We start from the raw sequence: 16,216 nt of genomic DNA on the forward strand, positions 1-16,216 counted from the left end.
CAGCAAAGACACTTAGCTTGAACGAAGAGAAAGCCGCGTCATTTAGGCGCAGTCGGTAACATGCCCTTATAGGGCTAGAGCAAACCACCCGCTATGCGGGTGGTTATGATTAAATCCCATTCACCAAACGGAGCTTACTGCTATGTTAAGAACACCTCTTCCTCAGACTTTCCCACCAGAAACGCTCTCACTTGACGAGCGGTCGTTTTTGATATTACTGATGTGGTGATAAAAAATTGGCCTCGGCCACTTCCGCTAATAGGTCAGAAAAATTTATCTGAAATATCAATAGATGTGACATAAGTCTCAATTTTTCCCATTAAAAATTGATCCTCATTTGATGTAATATTACAGACAATTTCTTCAATAATGGATTGTGTTATGTTATTAATTGCTTTTCTTTTGTCGATATTTGTGATTTTTTTTATGCTATCTATGGTAGCTAATTATTTTATATTAGGAAGAAATTTAAAAAAACCATATTAGTGTCGTTATTAATGACTATTATTGCAATATTCAGCCATGTTTCTCCTATGATTATGTATCAATGGTTTTTTTAATTGTTTTTTTGTATAAGGTCACGCATTTAATGTGCGACCTTTGATGATGGATATTAATGCTATTGCTTTTCAATCAATGGCTTGACTTTTTTTTCATAAACATCTTTATCGACCTGGAAATTTACATTTTTTTCCACTCCCCTGTGATATCAAACGGAGTTCCATTAGGATTCCACTCTTTACCAATTAAATCTTTCATATCGTATGGGTCTGTAAATTCGTCATAAAATTTATAATTTATTACGCCAGATATATTATATTTATCGCCAATATTTTCAGCCTTAGTATCTTTCAAAGTTCCGCTTACTGTTGCACCTACAATAGCCCACAGAGGATCGACAACTTGTATTTTTGCTTCCTTAGCGAAATCATAATTATTTTCAAAATAAATTCGTTCGCCACTTTGAATTTGTGAAATATAACTTTGATATAAAAAAAGTTCTTCATGCGTCATACTCATAAAATTTCTGCTAGCTGCTTGAAGATCTTCGTCAGCTAGTTTTTTTGTTCATTAATAATGTGTTCTAGTTTATCTTTTTGCTCCTGATTTAAACCAGAAATACCATGACTCACGCCATGCGTTATCCGGGAGATGAGATGGTAGATCTTTACAGCCACCGGTGGGAAATAGAGCTGGGTTATCGCGAAATCAAACAGACTATGTTATATGTTACTGAACAAATTAACCCTGAGGAGTAAAAAGCCGGAACTGGTGGAGCAGGAGCTATGGGGCGCGTTATTGGCCGAATCAACTGAGCTTCTCAGAATCGTGCGGCATGGTAATGAGAATGCTGATGATGTTACAGGGTGCTTCGCCGGGCAGAATCCCAGAACTGATGCGAGGTCTGGAAAGTATAGCGTAGTCACTGAAGTTGCCGACAAGGAGGGAAAGGGCCTTCCCGAGAGTGGTAAAGGAAAGGCCATATAAGTACAGAAAGGCTCAGAAAAACAGCCAGTCAGTTGCTTAACTGACTGACATTACCCCATGCGGGGCATTTTTAATCATCGGCATGAAGACTTGCTAATAATGGATGAGAAATCACGACATTACAGCACTATTGCTATTAACGAGATCACTCTTCACGACATTACTCTCGCGCTTCAAAGTGAGCATTAATCCTTCACGACGAACCTGTGCGGCCTCTTCTGGTTTACGCAGTTTATCCAATGCGTCTGCTAACCATGCATAATCATGTGCATCAGGACGTTGGGCTAATGCGGTTTTAAAGTCTTTTACTGCTTTTTCCCATTCTCCGTGACGCACAGCAACTTGTCCGAGCGTACTGTTTAGCAAGGGAGTTGAACCATGTTGTTTTAACTGATGATCCAATGCGTTTTGTATCGGCTTTGGATCTTCGCTTTTTAAGCGTGGGATCAATAAGAGTAAACGTTCGTCATATTGACGTTTTAAACTTTCCAGGATGATCTTTTGTGCAGTTTCATGGTCATCACATTCAATTAAGTGTTCAGATATTGCAACTTGTAAAGCCACATCATGGCGAATTTTTCGGCTTTGATCGTGCCACCAACGTTTTAAGCCTTCGCTGCCTTGTTCTGCCATGTACTGATTCATCAGACCGATATAGGCTTGCTGGCGCAATTTGTGAATTTGTAACTCATCATGTAGATGGATTTTTTCCATTACCGGTAGTATATCAATCAGTGACTGGTAAGCTCCTGACTTCATATAAGCCTGTTCAGCCAAGCGTAAGACTTCTGGATGACGTGAAGCTTGATTTAATAGCTTGTCTACACCATGACGGGCTGCGTGAATTTCACCTTGCGTGAGTTGAATACGTACACGGGTAATATCCACAGGCAACTGGTTATTATCTGCGACTTCTGCCGCGCGTTGTAAATATTGATTGGTACGAAATTCATCTCCGCGTTGTTGGGCTGCTTCAGCCGCCAGTAAGTAGTTGACCACAGGTTGTTCTGCATGGTCAGCGTTACGGGTCAGTAATTGCTCAACTTGTTTGAAGTCGCCTTCTGCCAGTTTGATCAGCGCTGCTTTTGTTTGAGCATGGGCACGGCTGCGCTTGCGTCCAAGGAACCAGCCACGGGTACGTGAGCCTGTGCGTATAACTCTGCGGTAGCACCAGCCAAGGAGGCAGAGTGCCAGTTGTAAAAGAACAAATATAATAAACAGGCCGGTAACACTGGTTTCAATGTTGTAATTGTCAGTTTGAATCAGAACATATCCCTGATGGCCGGCAACGATTGGGCCAAGCACAATACCAACAATGAGTACCACAAACAGTAATAGAACTTTCAGCATAACTTAACCCTCCTGATTGGTTTCAGAAGATTGGGAAAGTAGGCTGCGAACCCGGGTTTGCATCAGTTTTTCCAGTAAAGGCTGGCTTGAAAGGTGGTCTGGCGCAGTGATGGAAACAGGTTGCTGGCTTAATGAATCAATTTCTTCCAAGAATGCTTTGGTATTGGGATCATTGATATCAAAGTAAGCTCTAACCCAAGTTGAAACCGTTTCTAATGATTGTTTAAAAACTTCACCTTGATGACGCGGTATTGCTTGGGCGGCAATCAACAGACGGGCTCGGATATTCTCTCGTAGATAGATATCTTGATTTGGTGCCAGTAATGGCTCTGCTGCGGTATCCCGGCGACGGATGGTAATGAAATTATCCATGAAACTCTTCCAGCTTTTGCTCAGATTCTGGCGCCATTCAGATAATGTACCGGTTAATTCATCATTATCTTCGTCCATTGGCGAACCATCGGTTGTATTGTCAGCCAGACGCAGGTTATCTACTTGGTTAGAAAGCTGATTAACTCGCAGGATAATGCCGTCAAAATCAATCTGACTAATGGCAGATAATGTACTGATGTCTTGTGTAATTGCACGACGGATTTCAATCAGGCTTGGATCATTCATTTCAGAGAGACTGGTATCTGCATTTTTCAGCAGAGCAGCGGCGGTGACTACATCTTGATCATTCCATAATTTCCGGCCTGCCATTTTGACCAGAAAATCAGCTTGTGCCAGTAGCCAGCTTTTTACATCAGAGCTGGATAACGCAGAGATTTTGGCTTGTAACTCTTGTAGGCTATTATCTAGCTGATCATTTTGTGCGGCGAAATGGCTTAAAGTCTGTGATTGTTCTTTAAACAGCGCTTCAATATGCTGTTTATCCTGTGATTGCTGTTGTTTCAGTGATTCCAGTTGTTGGCGTAGCTCATGGTTCTCTGCTCTCAATAAATGGCTTTGTTGCTGTCCGTAATAATAAAGACCGCCACCGATTGCCAGCATGATTGCAATAGCAATAATGTTTTTTAGCGTACCAGAACGTTCTTGCTTTTGAGGCGCGGTTTCGAGCTGTTGCAAGTTTTCAACCGTAGTTTTTGTTTGTTCAACTGTCTCGGCGGACTGTTTTTGCTCCGTCATAGTGGGCATCCCATGTCAGTTTATTCTAGTGCCTGAATTAAGGCATCGTTATCTGCACTTTTTGCAACTTTAACATCCTGCCAGCCCAAGTTCCGGGCGGTATGTGCAAGACGCTCGCTTACCACAATCAGGTGGCAATGCAATAACCACCTGTTTCGATCACTTTCAGGTATTAAGTTATATAATAGTTGCAGTATTTCGCCACTGGTTACAACTAAAGTTTGTACTCCATACTTTTGCCAGTGGACACTGAATTCTGCTGCCGGGTAGTCTACTGGCTCGCGGAAATAACATTCACAATAATTAACTGTGACGCCTCTTTCTGTCAGCGTCCGGGCAATAAGTTCACGTCCGCCATTTCCTCTGAGCAGCAAAGCTTGTTTATTTTCAACCTGATGTAGTGATGGTAATTTTAGCAAGATTTCGCTGGTCTCACCCTCTGATGACCAGATAACATTCATATCCGTTAGTTGATGAAAAGCCAGAGCGGTTGATCTGCCGATAGCATAATAAATCAGCTTGTTGGGCCATAAAAGATTAATTTTATTTAACTGAGAGTTTGCATAATAAACTGCATTTTTTGACAATAGAAATACCATATCACAGGTATTTAGATGGTTAAGCTTCTCAGCTAGCTGTGGCAGCTCTGAACCTGGGTGAATATTGATTAAAGGTGCGCTGAAAGCTGTTTTTCCCGCAGCCTGTAACTTTCTGACTAGTTCCTCTCCGGCAGGAGCAGGGCGAGTCACCAGAATACTCATGTGGAGGGATTTCCTCGATAAACTTTGGTTAGAATTTCCCGTGCTCCCCGTTCCAACAACTCTTCTGCCAATTCAACCCCTGCCTGGCAGGCATCTTTTGGGAAAGCCGTTCTCTCACCGCGAATAATAACGCTACCATCAGGTGCGCCAACTAATGCCCGTAACCAGATTTTCCCGTCCTGCCAGATAGCATAGCTACCTATTGGTACTTGGCAGCCTCCTTCCAGCCGGGTATTCATCGCACGTTCGGCAAGAACACAAACTTCTGTATCATAGTGGTTTAATGGTGCTAACAGAGTTTGTGTTTGTTGGTCGTCGAGGCGGCATTCAATTCCTACCGCGCCTTGACCAACGGCAGGTAATGATTGTTCTGCCGTCAATGGCGTACGGATACGCTCATGCAGTTTTAACCTTTTCAATCCTGCGACGGCGAGGATAATTGCATCATAGTGACCATTATCCAACTTGTTCAGACGGGTTCCAACATTGCCCCGAAGGTCACGGACAATCAGATCAGGACGGAATACACGGAGTTGACACTGGCGGCGTAAACTTGATGTGCCAACGATGCTGCCTGTTGGCAATTCATCAAGAGAGTGATATTTCACAGAGACGAAAGCATCACGTGGATCATCACGTTCACAAATAGTGACCAGACCTAGCCCCTCAGGAAAAGAGATCGGGACGTCTTTCATTGAATGGACGGCGATATCGGCTCGGCCTTCAAGTAGAGCTAATTCTAACTCTTTGACAAATAGCCCTTTTCCTCCAATTTTTGCTAGAGGCGTGTCCAGAATAACATCGCCCTGGGTTACCATCGGAACCAGTTGAACTTCCAAATCTGGGTGACATTGTTGTAGTTTTTGTTGAACATACAGCGCCTGCCACATGGCTAGAGGGCTTTGCCGGGTTGCGATACGGATGGTTTTAGTTGACATAGATGTTTGTATTTCTCAGGCTTTTCAGCCGTCATATAAATGAAAAACATAGCACTCGTTTTAACACTTCATCACTTTTTTTTCCAGCTAGGAGGCTGAGAAGAAGAGATGCCAGTTATGTTAAATCATAAAATAAATTTTAATTTTTAAATTATTTTGATATCTATAAAAATAGATTGATTTAATTATGAATTAACTTTTCAAGTAAATTATTTCTGTAATTAAAGAATTCCGAATGGAAAAAATCATTAATTAAAATATAGCCAACGGAGTCATTTTTATAGGGTTGATGATAACAAGGTATTACGCGCATTAACTTGAAAAAATGGGTAGAGAAAATTTCTTTCGTATAAGAAAGTATAAACGGTATGGGTTTTTTGATTATTCCCATATATAACAATGTATTATTTGATTTTCCGTACGATAAGGCATCGAATTCAATTGCTTTACTGACTTTACGGTTTATCGACAAGGTGTTAAATTGATCACGTTTCCGGTAATAAATTGGTAAAAATCATTCTAAATAATTCCATCGAGCTATAACAGCCGGAAACGGGGGATTTATCTGGGCACTGGAACTCAATCGGGCGAGACGTCTTGTACCTTTATATCGAAACACTGAAGCAGAGACTGGATGCGATAAACCAACTCAGGTTAGAACGCGCCTCTACCGCCATGAGTGCGGAATTTAAACAGGTATACAGTTTACTGCCAGTATTATTGCATTATCATCATCCGATGATGCCAGGTTACATTAACGGTAATGTTCCCTATGGCGTATGTTTTTTCGTGCATGATGAAGCACAAAAATCTTATCTTAATGATTTAGAAAATAAATTAGATCACTTCATAGAACAGCCTGCCAATGGTGAACTTCCTATTACCGGTATTTACTCAATGGGCAGTACTTCATCAATCGGGCAGAGCGGTTGTTCTGATTTGGATATCTGGGTATGTCATCAGTCATGGCTTGATAATGATGAGCGCCTTTTGCTGCAACGTAAGTGTACGCTTATTGAACAGTGGGCGGCAGCGCTTAGTATTGAAGTCAATTTTTTTCTTATTGATGAAAACCGCTTTCGCCATAATGCGAGTGGTAGCCTCGGTGGTGAGGACTGCGGTTCTACTCAGCATATTCTGTTACTTGATGAATTTTATCGTACCGCTGTACGTATGGCGGGTAAGCGTTTGTTATGGGAAATGGTGCCCGTAGAAGAAGAACGCCATTATGATGAATATGTTTTATCGCTTTATGCGCAAGGTGTTCTGACGCCAAATGAGTGGCTTGATCTCGGTGGATTGGGTGAACTATCTGCTGAAGAGTACTTTGGTGCTAGCTTATGGCAACTCTACAAAAGTATCGATTCCCCTTATAAAGCCGTATTAAAAAGCTTGTTACTGGAAGCCTATTCTTGGGAATATCCCAATGGTAAGTTACTGGCAATGGAGATGAAACAGCGCCTACATGCGGGTGAAATAGTTTCCTTTGGCCTTGATGCATACAGCATGATGCTTGAGCGTGTTACCCGTTATCTGATAGAAATTAATGATACGACCCGTTTAGATCTAATACGTCGATGTTTTTATTTAAAAGTTTGTGAAAAGCTCTCTCTAAATCAAGATGATAAAGGCTGCATTGGCTGGCGACGTCAGGTTTTGACCCAATTGGTCTATGAGTGGAAGTGGGATCCAGAACGGTTGAAAATTTTGGATAACCGCAACTCATGGAAAATTGAACAGGTTCGTGATGCGCATAATGAACTGCTCGATACCATGATGCAGAGCTATCGTAATCTTATCCGTTTTGCTCGCCGTAATAATCTGAGTGTCAGTGCCAGTCCACAGGATATTGGTGTGCTGACGCGTAAACTTTATGCTGCATTTGAAGCATTGCCAGGAAAAGTAACGCTGGTTAATCCGCAAATTTCGCCAGACCTATCAGAGAAAAATTTAACATTTATTTATGTCCCTCAAGGACGTGCAAACCGTAGCGGTTGGTATCTCTACAATCAGGCTCCGGCTATTGGATCGATCATTGGTCATCAACCTCTGGAATATAATCGTTATCTCAATAAACTGGTGTCGTGGACCTACTTTAACGGTTTATTAACAGAAAAATCGTGTATTCATATTCATCATGGCGAAACTCAATGTGATGAGCTGAAGCTGCATGAATTGATTAATGATATTTCTACTCATTTTCCCATCCGTCTGCCATCACCGACACCGAAAGCACTCTATAGCCCATGTGAAATTCGCCATTTGGCAATTATTGTCAATCTGGAAAAAGATCCGACCGCTGAATTCTCCAATCAGGTTGTACATTTTGATTTCCGTAAGCTTGATGTATTCAGTTTTGGTGAATCGCAACAGTGTTTGGTAGAAAGCATTGACTTACTTTATCGTAATTCATGGAATGAAGTGAGGACTTTACACTTTAGTGGTGGGCAATCTGTGCTGGAAGCGTTGAAGACCATATTGGGTAAAATGCATCAAGATGCTGCACCGCCAGCGGCTGTTGAAGTGTTCTGTTACAGCGAACATTTACGAGGGCTTATCCGAACCCGGATCCAGCAACTGGTATCTGAATGTATTGAATTACGTTTATCCAGCAATCGTCAGGACCCTGGTCGTTTTAAAGCATTACGTATTGCCGGCCAGACTTGGGGGCTGTTCTTTGAACGTCTTAACGTATCTGTGCAGAAATTGGAAAATGCCGTGGAATTCTATGGGGCAATTTCTAATAACAAATTGCATGGGTTGCCGGTGAAAATTAATACCAAAGAGACACATTTGCCTGCGGTGGTTGATGGCTTTGCCAGTGAGGGCATTATTCAATTTTTCTTCGAAAATACGCAAGATAATCAAGGTTTTAATATTTATATTCTGGATGAAACCAACCGGGTAGAAATTTATTCTCATTGTGAGGGAAGTAAGGAAGAATTGGTACGTGACGTCAGTCGGTTTTATTCTTCATCTCATGATCGGTTTACCTACGGATCAAGTTTTATCAACTTTAACTTGCCACAGTTTTATCAGATTGTGCAAATGAAAGGCCAGATTCAGGTGATTCCATTTAGTGAATCATCTTTTTCACATTTGTGTGTGGCTCATGATGGGGAAAATGAAGAGCAGCCAGAACCTTATCGTTTTGTGTCACATTACTGATTTACCCCGCGATGCGGGGTAGGTTCAATTATGGAAAACTGAACTGTTCGCCACTTTGTTCGCTGATGGCGTGTGCTAGCATGGTTAAAAAATTGTCACCATTGCGGTCACAAATCCACTGACTTTCTTTGTAGTCAAAATGATAACCACCGCCTTTGGTTGCCAACCAGATTTGATGGAAAGGTTCCTGGCGATTGATAATAATTTTGCTGTCATTATCAAAGCTCAGGGTCATGACGCCGCCATTGGTTTCACAGTCGATATCAGCATTGCCATCATAATTATCTAACTGCCCTTCGATATAAAGCATCAGTTGGTCAGCTAACTGGTGAAATTCACTGTCGTTCATCTTCATTTCCTATTTGCTTTTCGAGGTCTAACTGCGATTATAGAGAATATTGACGTATGAATTACAGGCATTAATGCAATGAAGAAAAAATTACGCGGATTTCTGGCTATCATAACCTTATTTGTACTTTCCGGCTGTGGACTGAAAGGTCCTCTCTATTTTCCTCCAGAACAACCATCGACAGAGAAGGCGACAACTGCGTCTCAGATTTCCCCAAATACTGGGCAGCAAGGGCAGAAAGTGGATAGCACCTCTCAGAAATAAGCGAGATAAGCCGATAGTCAGTAGCTACGGTTTACGGTGGAGCATTATATGCAGTTCTCCAAAATGCATGGTCTAGGTAATGACTTTATGGTCGTTGATGCTGTGACCCAAAATGTTTATTTCTCACCAGAATTGATCTGCCGTTTGGCAGATAGACATACTGGTGTGGGCTTCGATCAATTATTAATTGTTGAAGCACCTTATGATCCGGATATGGATTTTCACTATCGTATTTTTAATGCTGACGGCAGTGAAGTTGCGCAGTGTGGCAATGGAGCGCGTTGTTTTGCCCGTTTTGTCCGTCTTAAAGGATTAATTAATAAGCGTGATATTAAAGTCAGCACGCAATCGGGGCGGATGATGCTGAGCATCACCAATGATGATCAGGTTCGCGTTAATATGGGGGAACCTGAATTTGAGCCGCATCATGTACCATTTCGTGCGTTAAGGGCGGAAAAAACCTATATTTTACGGGTAGTAGAGAGAACCGTTCTTTGTGGGGTTGTCTCTATGGGGAATCCTCATTGTGTGATTCAAGTGTCAGATGTGGAAACGGCCGAAGTAGATATTTTAGGGCCAGCTTTGGAAAGCCACGAAAGATTTCCTGAACGGGCGAATATTGGTTTCATGCAAATTTTAAACCGTGGTCATATCCGCTTACGGGTTTATGAACGTGGCGTTGGGGAAACCCAAGCTTGTGGCAGTGGTGCTTGCGCTGCGGTGGCAATAGGCATTCAGCAGCAACTGCTCGACAATCATGTTCGGGTAGATTTGCCGGGAGGTTCACTGTTTATCTGTTGGGATGGGCCGGGAAAACCGCTCTATATGACGGGGCCGGCGATGCATGTTTATGATGGTACAATTCACCTGTAATCGAGTCTGTTTTGAGCTGCGGAGCATCAGAGATGGAGAAAAAAGAAGAGCAGTTAAGCATCAATGGCATACTTGATGATCAGACTGTTGTGGATTATTTGTTGGAAAACCCCAATTTCTTTATCCGTAATGCATGTGTCGTTGAACAGATGCGGATTCCTCACCCGGTAAGAGAAACGATTTCTTTGGTTGAATGGTATATGAGCCGTCAGAGAACGCGAATTGCTTATCTGGAAGAAGATATAACTCTGCTCATGGAGCAGGCCAGAGAGAATGAACAACTGTTTGAGCAGTTGCTTAAATTACTTGTTAATTTAGTTGCGGCAGAGAGTTTACAAGATATGCTTGGTCGGTTAAGTTCATGGGCTAAGAATATGGGACTAAATAGTGCCAGTATTCGTCTTTTCAATGATAAATGGCATATTGGTGCACCACTTAATGCGCCTGATTTAGCGCTTGCTCGCAATGCTTTTGAACCAATCCGTATTCAGCGTTTTGGTAATAAAAACCACTATCTCGGTATGCTAAATGGGCCGGAAATTCTATTGTTGTTGCCGCAAGTTCGGCATGTCGGTTCGGTTGCCGTCTCTCTACTGGGAACGAGGGGCGAATTGGGGATGGTGATATTTAATAGTCGAAATCATCAACATTATCAAGCCGGTATGGGAACTGACATGCTTGAGCATCTGGCTAATTTATTGCCGGATATATTGTCTCGTTGGATTAAACGAATATGATGCAGGAAATTGACCGGTTACTGGAGCCGATTGAGGCATTTTTGCGGTATCTCAGGGTAGAGCGTCGGTTAAGTCCAGTGACTATCACCAATTATCGTCGCCAGCTTGCCACATTGGCTGAGATGGTTTTAGAAATGGGTGTCAGCCAATGGAAAGATCTTGATCCAGCGAAAGTGAGAATGTTGGTAACACGTAGTCGTCGGGCTGGCTTACAGTCAGCGAGCTTGGCGTTGCGTTTATCTTCCTTGCGCAGTTTCCTTGATTGGCAGGTGACTCAAGGGGAAATTTCCGTTAACCCGAGTAAAACCGTCAGCACGCCGGGAACCAAGCGTCACTTGCCGAAAAATATCGATGTGGATGAAGTGAACCAGCTGCTGAATATCAATTTTAATGATCCATTATCGGTGCGTGACCGGACGATGTTGGAAGTGATGTATGGTGCTGGATTACGTTTGTCGGAGTTGGTGAGCCTTGATTGCCAGCATCTGGAGCTTGAAAGTGGAGAAGTATGGGTTTCAGGTAAAGGCAGTAAAGAGCGGAAGGTGCCTTTGGGACATACCGCGGTTGAATGGCTTAATCGTTGGTTGGCAATGCGGGAACTATTCGAGCCGGAGGATAATGCCGTTTTTGTCTCAAAGAGTGGGCGGCGGATATCAACCCGTAATGTACAAAAACGGTTTGCTCAGTGGGGAATACGCCAGGGAATGAGTAGCCATATTCATCCTCATAAATTGCGCCACTCTTTTGCCACTCATATTCTGGAATCTAGTGGTGATTTGCGCGCAGTTCAGGAATTACTTGGTCATGCCAGCCTATCCTCCACACAAATCTATACTCATTTGGATTTCCAGCATTTGACAAAAGTGTATGATGTAGCCCATCCCAGAGCCAAACGGGGGAAATCGTAATGCGTTTTTACCGGCCTCTTGCGCCAGTGTTAGCGATGACATTTGATCTAGATGATACGCTGTATGATAATCATCCAGTTATGGATAAAACGGAAGAGGAAGTACTGAATTTTGTACGGCGGTATGATCCTAGGTTCAGTCATCTTAATCATCAGGATCTATGTGCTTTCCGTGAATTGACACTTGAGCAGTATCCTGAAATTTGTCATGACATGACTTTATGGCGCTGGCACTCTTCAAAGTTGATGTTTTGCCATTACGGTTTTAGCCGTGAAGATGCTGATCGGGGGGCAGATGATGTCATGGCGCATTTCACCCTCTGGCGTAATCGGATTGATATTCCTGAATCAACACATAAGACCCTGGCGGCGCTTGCTGAACAGATGCCACTAGTAGCCATTACTAATGGCAATGCAGAACCCGCTGCTTGTGGTCTTGCCCCTTATTTTAAATTTGTGCTGAAAGCTGGCCCTGATGGGCGTTCAAAACCTTGCAGCGATATGTACTGTTTGGCTGCGGATCGTCTGGGTTTAGCGCTTGGGCAAATCTTACATGTCGGTGATGACTTGAATACTGATGTGGCAGGGGCACTGCGTAGTGGTATGCAAGCTTGCTGGATGAATACTAAGAATAAAAAATTATTGCAGACGATGGAAAGCTGCCTACTGCCTCACATTGAGATTTACGATTTGGCTTCTTTGACAGCATTGATATAATCAAGAAATTATTCTGTATAAAAACACAGCAGCCTCTGGGCGCTGTCTAATCAATTGATGGTAACTATGGACGTCTCCTATCTGCTCGAAAGTCTGAATGACAAACAACGGGAAGCTGTAGCTGCTCCGCGAACCAATATGTTGGTATTAGCTGGCGCAGGGAGTGGTAAAACCCGGGTTTTGGTACACCGAATTGCTTGGTTGTTGTCAGTGGAGAAGGCTTCGCCATTTTCCATTATGGCGGTGACTTTCACCAACAAGGCGGCGGCGGAGATGCGCCATCGGATTGAAAACTTGATCGGTACCAGTCAGGGAGGGATGTGGATTGGTACATTCCACGGTTTGGCTCATCGTTTGTTACGAGCCCATCATCTGGATGCTAATTTGCCACAGGATTTTCAGATTCTTGACAGTGAAGATCAAAATCGCCTGCTTAAACGCATTATCAAAGCAATGAATTTGGATGATAAACAATGGCCAGCTCGTCAAGGCATGTGGTACATCAATGGTAAAAAAGATGAAGGATTGCGGCCCCAGCATATTGAAAGTTATGGCAATCCTGTTGAGGCGACATGGCAGAAAATTTATCAGGCTTACCAGGAGGCTTGTGATCGAGCCGGGCTGGTGGATTTTGCCGAGCTTTTACTGCGAGCTCATGAGTTGTGGTTGAATAAACCTCAGATCCTGCAACATTACCGTGGCCGCTTTACTAATATTCTGGTGGATGAGTTTCAGGACACTAACAGTATTCAATATGCTTGGATTCATCTGTTGGCAGGGGAAACAGGCAAAGTGATGATTGTCGGGGATGATGATCAATCTATTTATGGTTGGCGTGGGGCTCAAGTTGAGAATATTCAGCGTTTTCTGAAAGATTTTCCCGGCGCTGAAACTATCCGTTTGGAGCAGAACTACCGTTCCACCAGTAATATTCTGAAAGTTGCCAATACACTGATTGCTAATAACAGTGATCGTCTGGGTAAAAATCTGTGGACTGATGGTGTAGAGGGTGAACCTATCTCCCTTTATTGTGCATTTAATGAACTGGATGAAGCCCGTTATGTGGTTGGCCGGATAAAAAACTGGCTTGAAAATGGTGGTGCCCTGAAAAACTGTGCCATACTTTACCGCAGCAACGCTCAGTCCCGTGTACTGGAAGAGGCGCTGTTACATGCATCAATGCCATACCGTATTTATGGTGGTCAACGATTCTTTGAACGTCAGGAAATTAAAGATGCACTGGCTTACCTGCGTTTGATTGCCAATCGTCATGATGACGCGGCGTTTGAACGTGTGGTGAATACGCCTACCCGTGGTATTGGTGACAGAACTTTAGATATTGTGCGCCAAGCGGCTCGTGAACGGCAGCAAACGTTGTGGGACTGTTGTCAGATATTGCTTCAAGAGAAAGTGCTGGCTGGGCGTGCCGCTGCTTCCTTACAGCGTTTTATTGAACTGATTGACGCATTATCGACAGAAACTGAAGATATGCCATTGCATGTTCAGACTGACAGGGTTATCCGTGATTCTGGCCTGCGGGCAATGTATCAGCAGGAAAAAGGTGAAAAAGCGCAGGCGCGTATTGAAAACCTTGAAGAGCTTGTCACGGCGACTCGCCAGTTTAGCTATCAGGAAGAGGATGAAGATTTTACGCCATTGCAGGCGTTTCTCTCCCATGCTGCGCTGGAATCGGGAGAAGGGCAGGCCGATGCCTATCAAGATTCGGTGCAACTGATGACATTACATTCGGCTAAAGGACTGGAATTCCCACAGGTATTTATTGTTGGCATGGAAGAAGGCATGTTCCCAAGCCAGATGTCGATTGAAGAAGGTGGACGTTTGGAAGAGGAGCGTCGTTTGGCTTATGTGGGGCTGACACGTGCAATGGAAAAGCTGACCATCACTTATGCCGAAAGTCGTCGTTTATATGGCAAAGAGGTTTATCATCGGCCATCTCGTTTTATTGGGGAACTGCCGTCAGAATGTATTGAAGAAGTTCGGTTACGTGCGACAGTATCTCGTCCAGTTAGCCATAGTCGGTTAGGTACACCAATTAGCTCCAATGATAGCGGTTATGCTCTTGGGCAACGTGTTCGTCATCCTAAATTTGGTGAAGGAACCATTGTCAATATGGAGGGGAGTGGTGAAAATAGCCGATTACAAATCGCGTTTCAAGGGGAAGGGATTAAGTGGCTGGTTGCTGCTTATGCCAGACTTGAAATGGTCTGAAAATAATATCCAGGTTGAATGTTGACAGGCTTTTTCTTCTAAGCGTAACATTCGCGCCTTACGATCACGTAGGGAGTAAAGGAGACTTATGATACATGCTGAGCGCATTTAAGTTAGAGAATAATCGCCTGCTCCGTCTTGAATTTGAAGAGGGAGAAAAGTTATCTGATTCCTTATGGGTAGATTTGGTTGAGCCGGAAGAACAAGACAGGTTGCAAGTTCAAAATGAATTAGGCCAAATTCTGGCAACCCGACCGGAACTGGATGACATTGAGGCGTCGGCGCGTTTTTTTGAAGATGAAGACGGGATACACGTCCACTCATTTTTTTACTTTGAAGACGCGGAAGACCATGCTGGCAACGCAACAGTTGCATTTACTATTCGTGATGGTCGTCTCTATACGTTGCGAGAGCGGGAGCTCCCTGCGTTCCGATTGTATCGTATGCGTGCTCGTAATCAGACATTAGTCGACGGTAATGCTTATGAAGTGCTGATGGATCTGTTTGAAACCAAGATTGAACAGTTGGCTGATGTCATCGAAAATATTTACAGCGTGCTGGAATCCCTGAGCCGGGTCATTATGGAAGGGAAACAGGGTGATGAGTTTGATATTGCCTTGTCCAGTCTTGCTGAACAGGAAGATATTAGCTGGAAGGTTCGCTTATGTCTTATGGATACACAGCGTGCGCTTAACTTCTTGGTGCGACGGGCCCGTTTGCCGGGAGCTCAACTAGAGCAGGCCCGTGAAATCTTGCGGGATATTGAATCACTGTTGCCACATAATGAATCTTTGTTTCAAAAAGTTAATTTCTTGATGCAGGCGGCAATGGGTTTTATCAATATTGAACAGAGCCGAATTATCAAAATCTTCTCGGTTGTCTCTGTGGTATTCCTGCCGCCAACGCTGGTGGCTTCCAGTTATGGTATGAACTTTGAATTTATGCCGGAGTTACACTGGACATTTGGTTATCCGGGCGCAATTGGTTTAATGATTGCGGCCGGCCTTGCACCGTATCTCTATTTTAAGCGGAAGAACTGGCTTTAGCAAAAACTGCTGTAAACCCTTGCCCAATGTAGCATAGGTATTTACACATCGCTGAACTGATCCAAAACCTTTGCGGCTAGCTGGGTCGAAAACGTCAGACAGCCTGAGTGGCAACAGTTGTTTTTTGGGCGCTGGCGATATCTTTAATTATGGGAGCATTAAGGAAGCGACAGGCGCCAAAATCAGTGATGTTTGTTATCTCTTTATCTTGGTGTAATTGCATAAAGATTTCGGCATATAGTCTAGGTGACTCCCTGATTA

General features: G+C 43.4%; 15 protein-coding genes and 1 pseudogene. 9 read left to right on the forward strand and 7 right to left on the reverse strand.

Annotated elements, in window-relative coordinates:
* Nucleotides 1-681 precede the first annotated feature (681 nt).
* Nucleotides 682-1,020 (reverse strand): hypothetical protein, encoded by a 339-nt coding sequence (locus ACGF5R_RS16760; protein WP_387691894.1) that lies wholly within the window; start codon nt 1,018-1,020, stop codon nt 682-684.
* Between the two features lie 101 nt (nt 1,021-1,121).
* Between ACGF5R_RS16760 and ACGF5R_RS16765 the strand changes: the two are divergent.
* Nucleotides 1,122-1,528: pseudogene (locus tag ACGF5R_RS16765) on the forward strand (transposase); the annotation flags it as partial.
* A 71-nt stretch (nt 1,529-1,599) separates the two neighbouring features.
* Here ACGF5R_RS16765 and hemY read toward each other — a convergent pair.
* From hemY to hemC, 4 genes are read right to left on the reverse strand one after another with little or no spacing between them, the layout of a single operon-like run.
* The gene (gene hemY, locus ACGF5R_RS16770; RefSeq protein WP_387691896.1) at nt 1,600-2,838 is read right to left on the reverse strand and encodes a protoheme IX biogenesis protein HemY; all 1,239 of its coding nucleotides are present in this window, start codon (nt 2,836-2,838) and stop codon (nt 1,600-1,602) included.
* 3 nt (nt 2,839-2,841) lie between these two features.
* On the reverse strand, nt 2,842-3,966 hold the full coding sequence (hemX, locus tag ACGF5R_RS16775; protein ID WP_112877295.1) for a uroporphyrinogen-III C-methyltransferase: 1,125 nt from the start codon (nt 3,964-3,966) through the stop codon (nt 2,842-2,844).
* A 20-nt stretch (nt 3,967-3,986) separates the two neighbouring features.
* A complete protein-coding gene (hemD, locus tag ACGF5R_RS16780) occupies nt 3,987-4,727 on the reverse strand; it encodes a uroporphyrinogen-III synthase (protein WP_387691898.1) in 741 nt (246 codons plus the stop codon).
* Nucleotides 4,724-5,665 carry a hydroxymethylbilane synthase gene (gene hemC, locus ACGF5R_RS16785; RefSeq protein WP_387691900.1) on the reverse strand — a complete coding sequence of 314 codons (942 nt, stop codon included), beginning with the start codon at nt 5,663-5,665 and terminating at the stop codon, nt 4,724-4,726. The genes hemD and hemC overlap by 4 nt, the downstream gene beginning before the upstream one ends.
* Before the next feature lie 597 nt (nt 5,666-6,262).
* Between hemC and ACGF5R_RS16790 the strand changes: the two genes are divergently transcribed.
* Entirely contained in the window at nt 6,263-8,833 is a 2,571-nt protein-coding gene (locus tag ACGF5R_RS16790) for a class I adenylate cyclase (RefSeq protein ID WP_112877292.1), read from the forward strand.
* A gap of 28 nt (nt 8,834-8,861) precedes the next feature.
* Here the strand turns inward: ACGF5R_RS16790 and cyaY are convergent, their stop codons facing one another.
* On the reverse strand, nt 8,862-9,182 hold the full coding sequence (gene cyaY, locus ACGF5R_RS16795) for an iron donor protein CyaY (protein WP_112877291.1): 321 nt from the start codon (nt 9,180-9,182) through the stop codon (nt 8,862-8,864).
* 78 nt (nt 9,183-9,260) lie between these two features.
* On the opposite strand from cyaY, the gene ACGF5R_RS16800 reads away from it, so the two are divergent.
* From ACGF5R_RS16800 to corA, 7 genes are all read left to right on the forward strand, one after another.
* Nucleotides 9,261-9,446 (forward strand): lipoprotein, encoded by a 186-nt coding sequence (locus tag ACGF5R_RS16800; protein WP_112877290.1) that lies wholly within the window; start codon nt 9,261-9,263, stop codon nt 9,444-9,446.
* Nucleotides 9,447-9,494: 48 nt separating this feature from the next.
* Nucleotides 9,495-10,319, forward strand: a complete 825-nt coding sequence (gene dapF / locus ACGF5R_RS16805) for a diaminopimelate epimerase (protein ID WP_387691902.1) — start codon at nt 9,495-9,497, stop codon at nt 10,317-10,319.
* A 32-nt stretch (nt 10,320-10,351) separates the two neighbouring features.
* Nucleotides 10,352-11,056, forward strand: coding sequence for a DUF484 domain-containing protein (locus ACGF5R_RS16810; RefSeq protein ID WP_112877288.1), 705 nt, complete (start codon nt 10,352-10,354; stop codon nt 11,054-11,056).
* The gene (gene xerC / locus ACGF5R_RS16815; protein WP_387691903.1) at nt 11,053-11,964 is read left to right on the forward strand and encodes a tyrosine recombinase XerC; all 912 of its coding nucleotides are present in this window, start codon (nt 11,053-11,055) and stop codon (nt 11,962-11,964) included. The genes ACGF5R_RS16810 and xerC overlap by 4 nt, the downstream gene beginning before the upstream one ends.
* Nucleotides 11,964-12,680, forward strand: coding sequence for a 5-amino-6-(5-phospho-D-ribitylamino)uracil phosphatase YigB (yigB, locus tag ACGF5R_RS16820; protein WP_112877286.1), 717 nt, complete (start codon nt 11,964-11,966; stop codon nt 12,678-12,680). Before xerC ends, yigB begins: the two co-directional genes overlap by 1 nt.
* A 57-nt stretch (nt 12,681-12,737) precedes the next feature.
* Nucleotides 12,738-14,909 carry a DNA helicase II gene (gene uvrD, locus ACGF5R_RS16825; protein WP_387691905.1) on the forward strand — a complete coding sequence of 724 codons (2,172 nt, stop codon included), beginning with the start codon at nt 12,738-12,740 and terminating at the stop codon, nt 14,907-14,909.
* Nucleotides 14,910-15,004: 95 nt separating this feature from the next.
* The gene (gene corA / locus ACGF5R_RS16830; protein WP_112877284.1) at nt 15,005-15,955 is read left to right on the forward strand and encodes a magnesium/cobalt transporter CorA; all 951 of its coding nucleotides are present in this window, start codon (nt 15,005-15,007) and stop codon (nt 15,953-15,955) included.
* 94 nt (nt 15,956-16,049) lie between these two features.
* Here the strand turns inward: corA and ACGF5R_RS16835 are convergent, their stop codons facing one another.
* On the reverse strand, nt 16,050-16,178 hold the full coding sequence (locus ACGF5R_RS16835; RefSeq protein ID WP_387691907.1) for a hypothetical protein: 129 nt from the start codon (nt 16,176-16,178) through the stop codon (nt 16,050-16,052).
* Between the last annotated feature and the right edge of the window lie 38 nt (nt 16,179-16,216).

It is taken from the genome of Photorhabdus sp. RM71S (genome assembly GCF_042879355.1).
Classification (GTDB): domain Bacteria; phylum Pseudomonadota; class Gammaproteobacteria; order Enterobacterales; family Enterobacteriaceae; genus Photorhabdus; species Photorhabdus kayaii.

Coding starts and splice junctions, on each gene's coding strand:
- hemX (WP_112877295.1), bottom strand. CDS start 3,966: ATGACGGAGCAAAAACAGTCCGCCGAGACAGTTGAACAAACAAAAACT.
- hemC (WP_387691900.1), bottom strand. CDS start 5,665: ATGTCAACTAAAACCATCCGTATCGCAACCCGGCAAAGCCCTCTAGCC.
- cyaY (WP_112877291.1), bottom strand. CDS start 9,182: ATGAACGACAGTGAATTTCACCAGTTAGCTGACCAACTGATGCTTTAT.
- ACGF5R_RS16760 (WP_387691894.1), bottom strand. CDS start 1,020: ATGAGTATGACGCATGAAGAACTTTTTTTATATCAAAGTTATATTTCA.
- yigB (WP_112877286.1), top strand. CDS start 11,964: ATGCGTTTTTACCGGCCTCTTGCGCCAGTGTTAGCGATGACATTTGAT.
- hemY (WP_387691896.1), bottom strand. CDS start 2,838: ATGCTGAAAGTTCTATTACTGTTTGTGGTACTCATTGTTGGTATTGTG.
- ACGF5R_RS16835 (WP_387691907.1), bottom strand. CDS start 16,178: ATGCAATTACACCAAGATAAAGAGATAACAAACATCACTGATTTTGGC.
- corA (WP_112877284.1), top strand. CDS start 15,005: ATGCTGAGCGCATTTAAGTTAGAGAATAATCGCCTGCTCCGTCTTGAA.
- ACGF5R_RS16810 (WP_112877288.1), top strand. CDS start 10,352: ATGGAGAAAAAAGAAGAGCAGTTAAGCATCAATGGCATACTTGATGAT.
- xerC (WP_387691903.1), top strand. CDS start 11,053: ATGATGCAGGAAATTGACCGGTTACTGGAGCCGATTGAGGCATTTTTG.
- uvrD (WP_387691905.1), top strand. CDS start 12,738: ATGGTAACTATGGACGTCTCCTATCTGCTCGAAAGTCTGAATGACAAA.
- dapF (WP_387691902.1), top strand. CDS start 9,495: ATGCAGTTCTCCAAAATGCATGGTCTAGGTAATGACTTTATGGTCGTT.
- hemD (WP_387691898.1), bottom strand. CDS start 4,727: ATGAGTATTCTGGTGACTCGCCCTGCTCCTGCCGGAGAGGAACTAGTC.
- ACGF5R_RS16800 (WP_112877290.1), top strand. CDS start 9,261: ATGAAGAAAAAATTACGCGGATTTCTGGCTATCATAACCTTATTTGTA.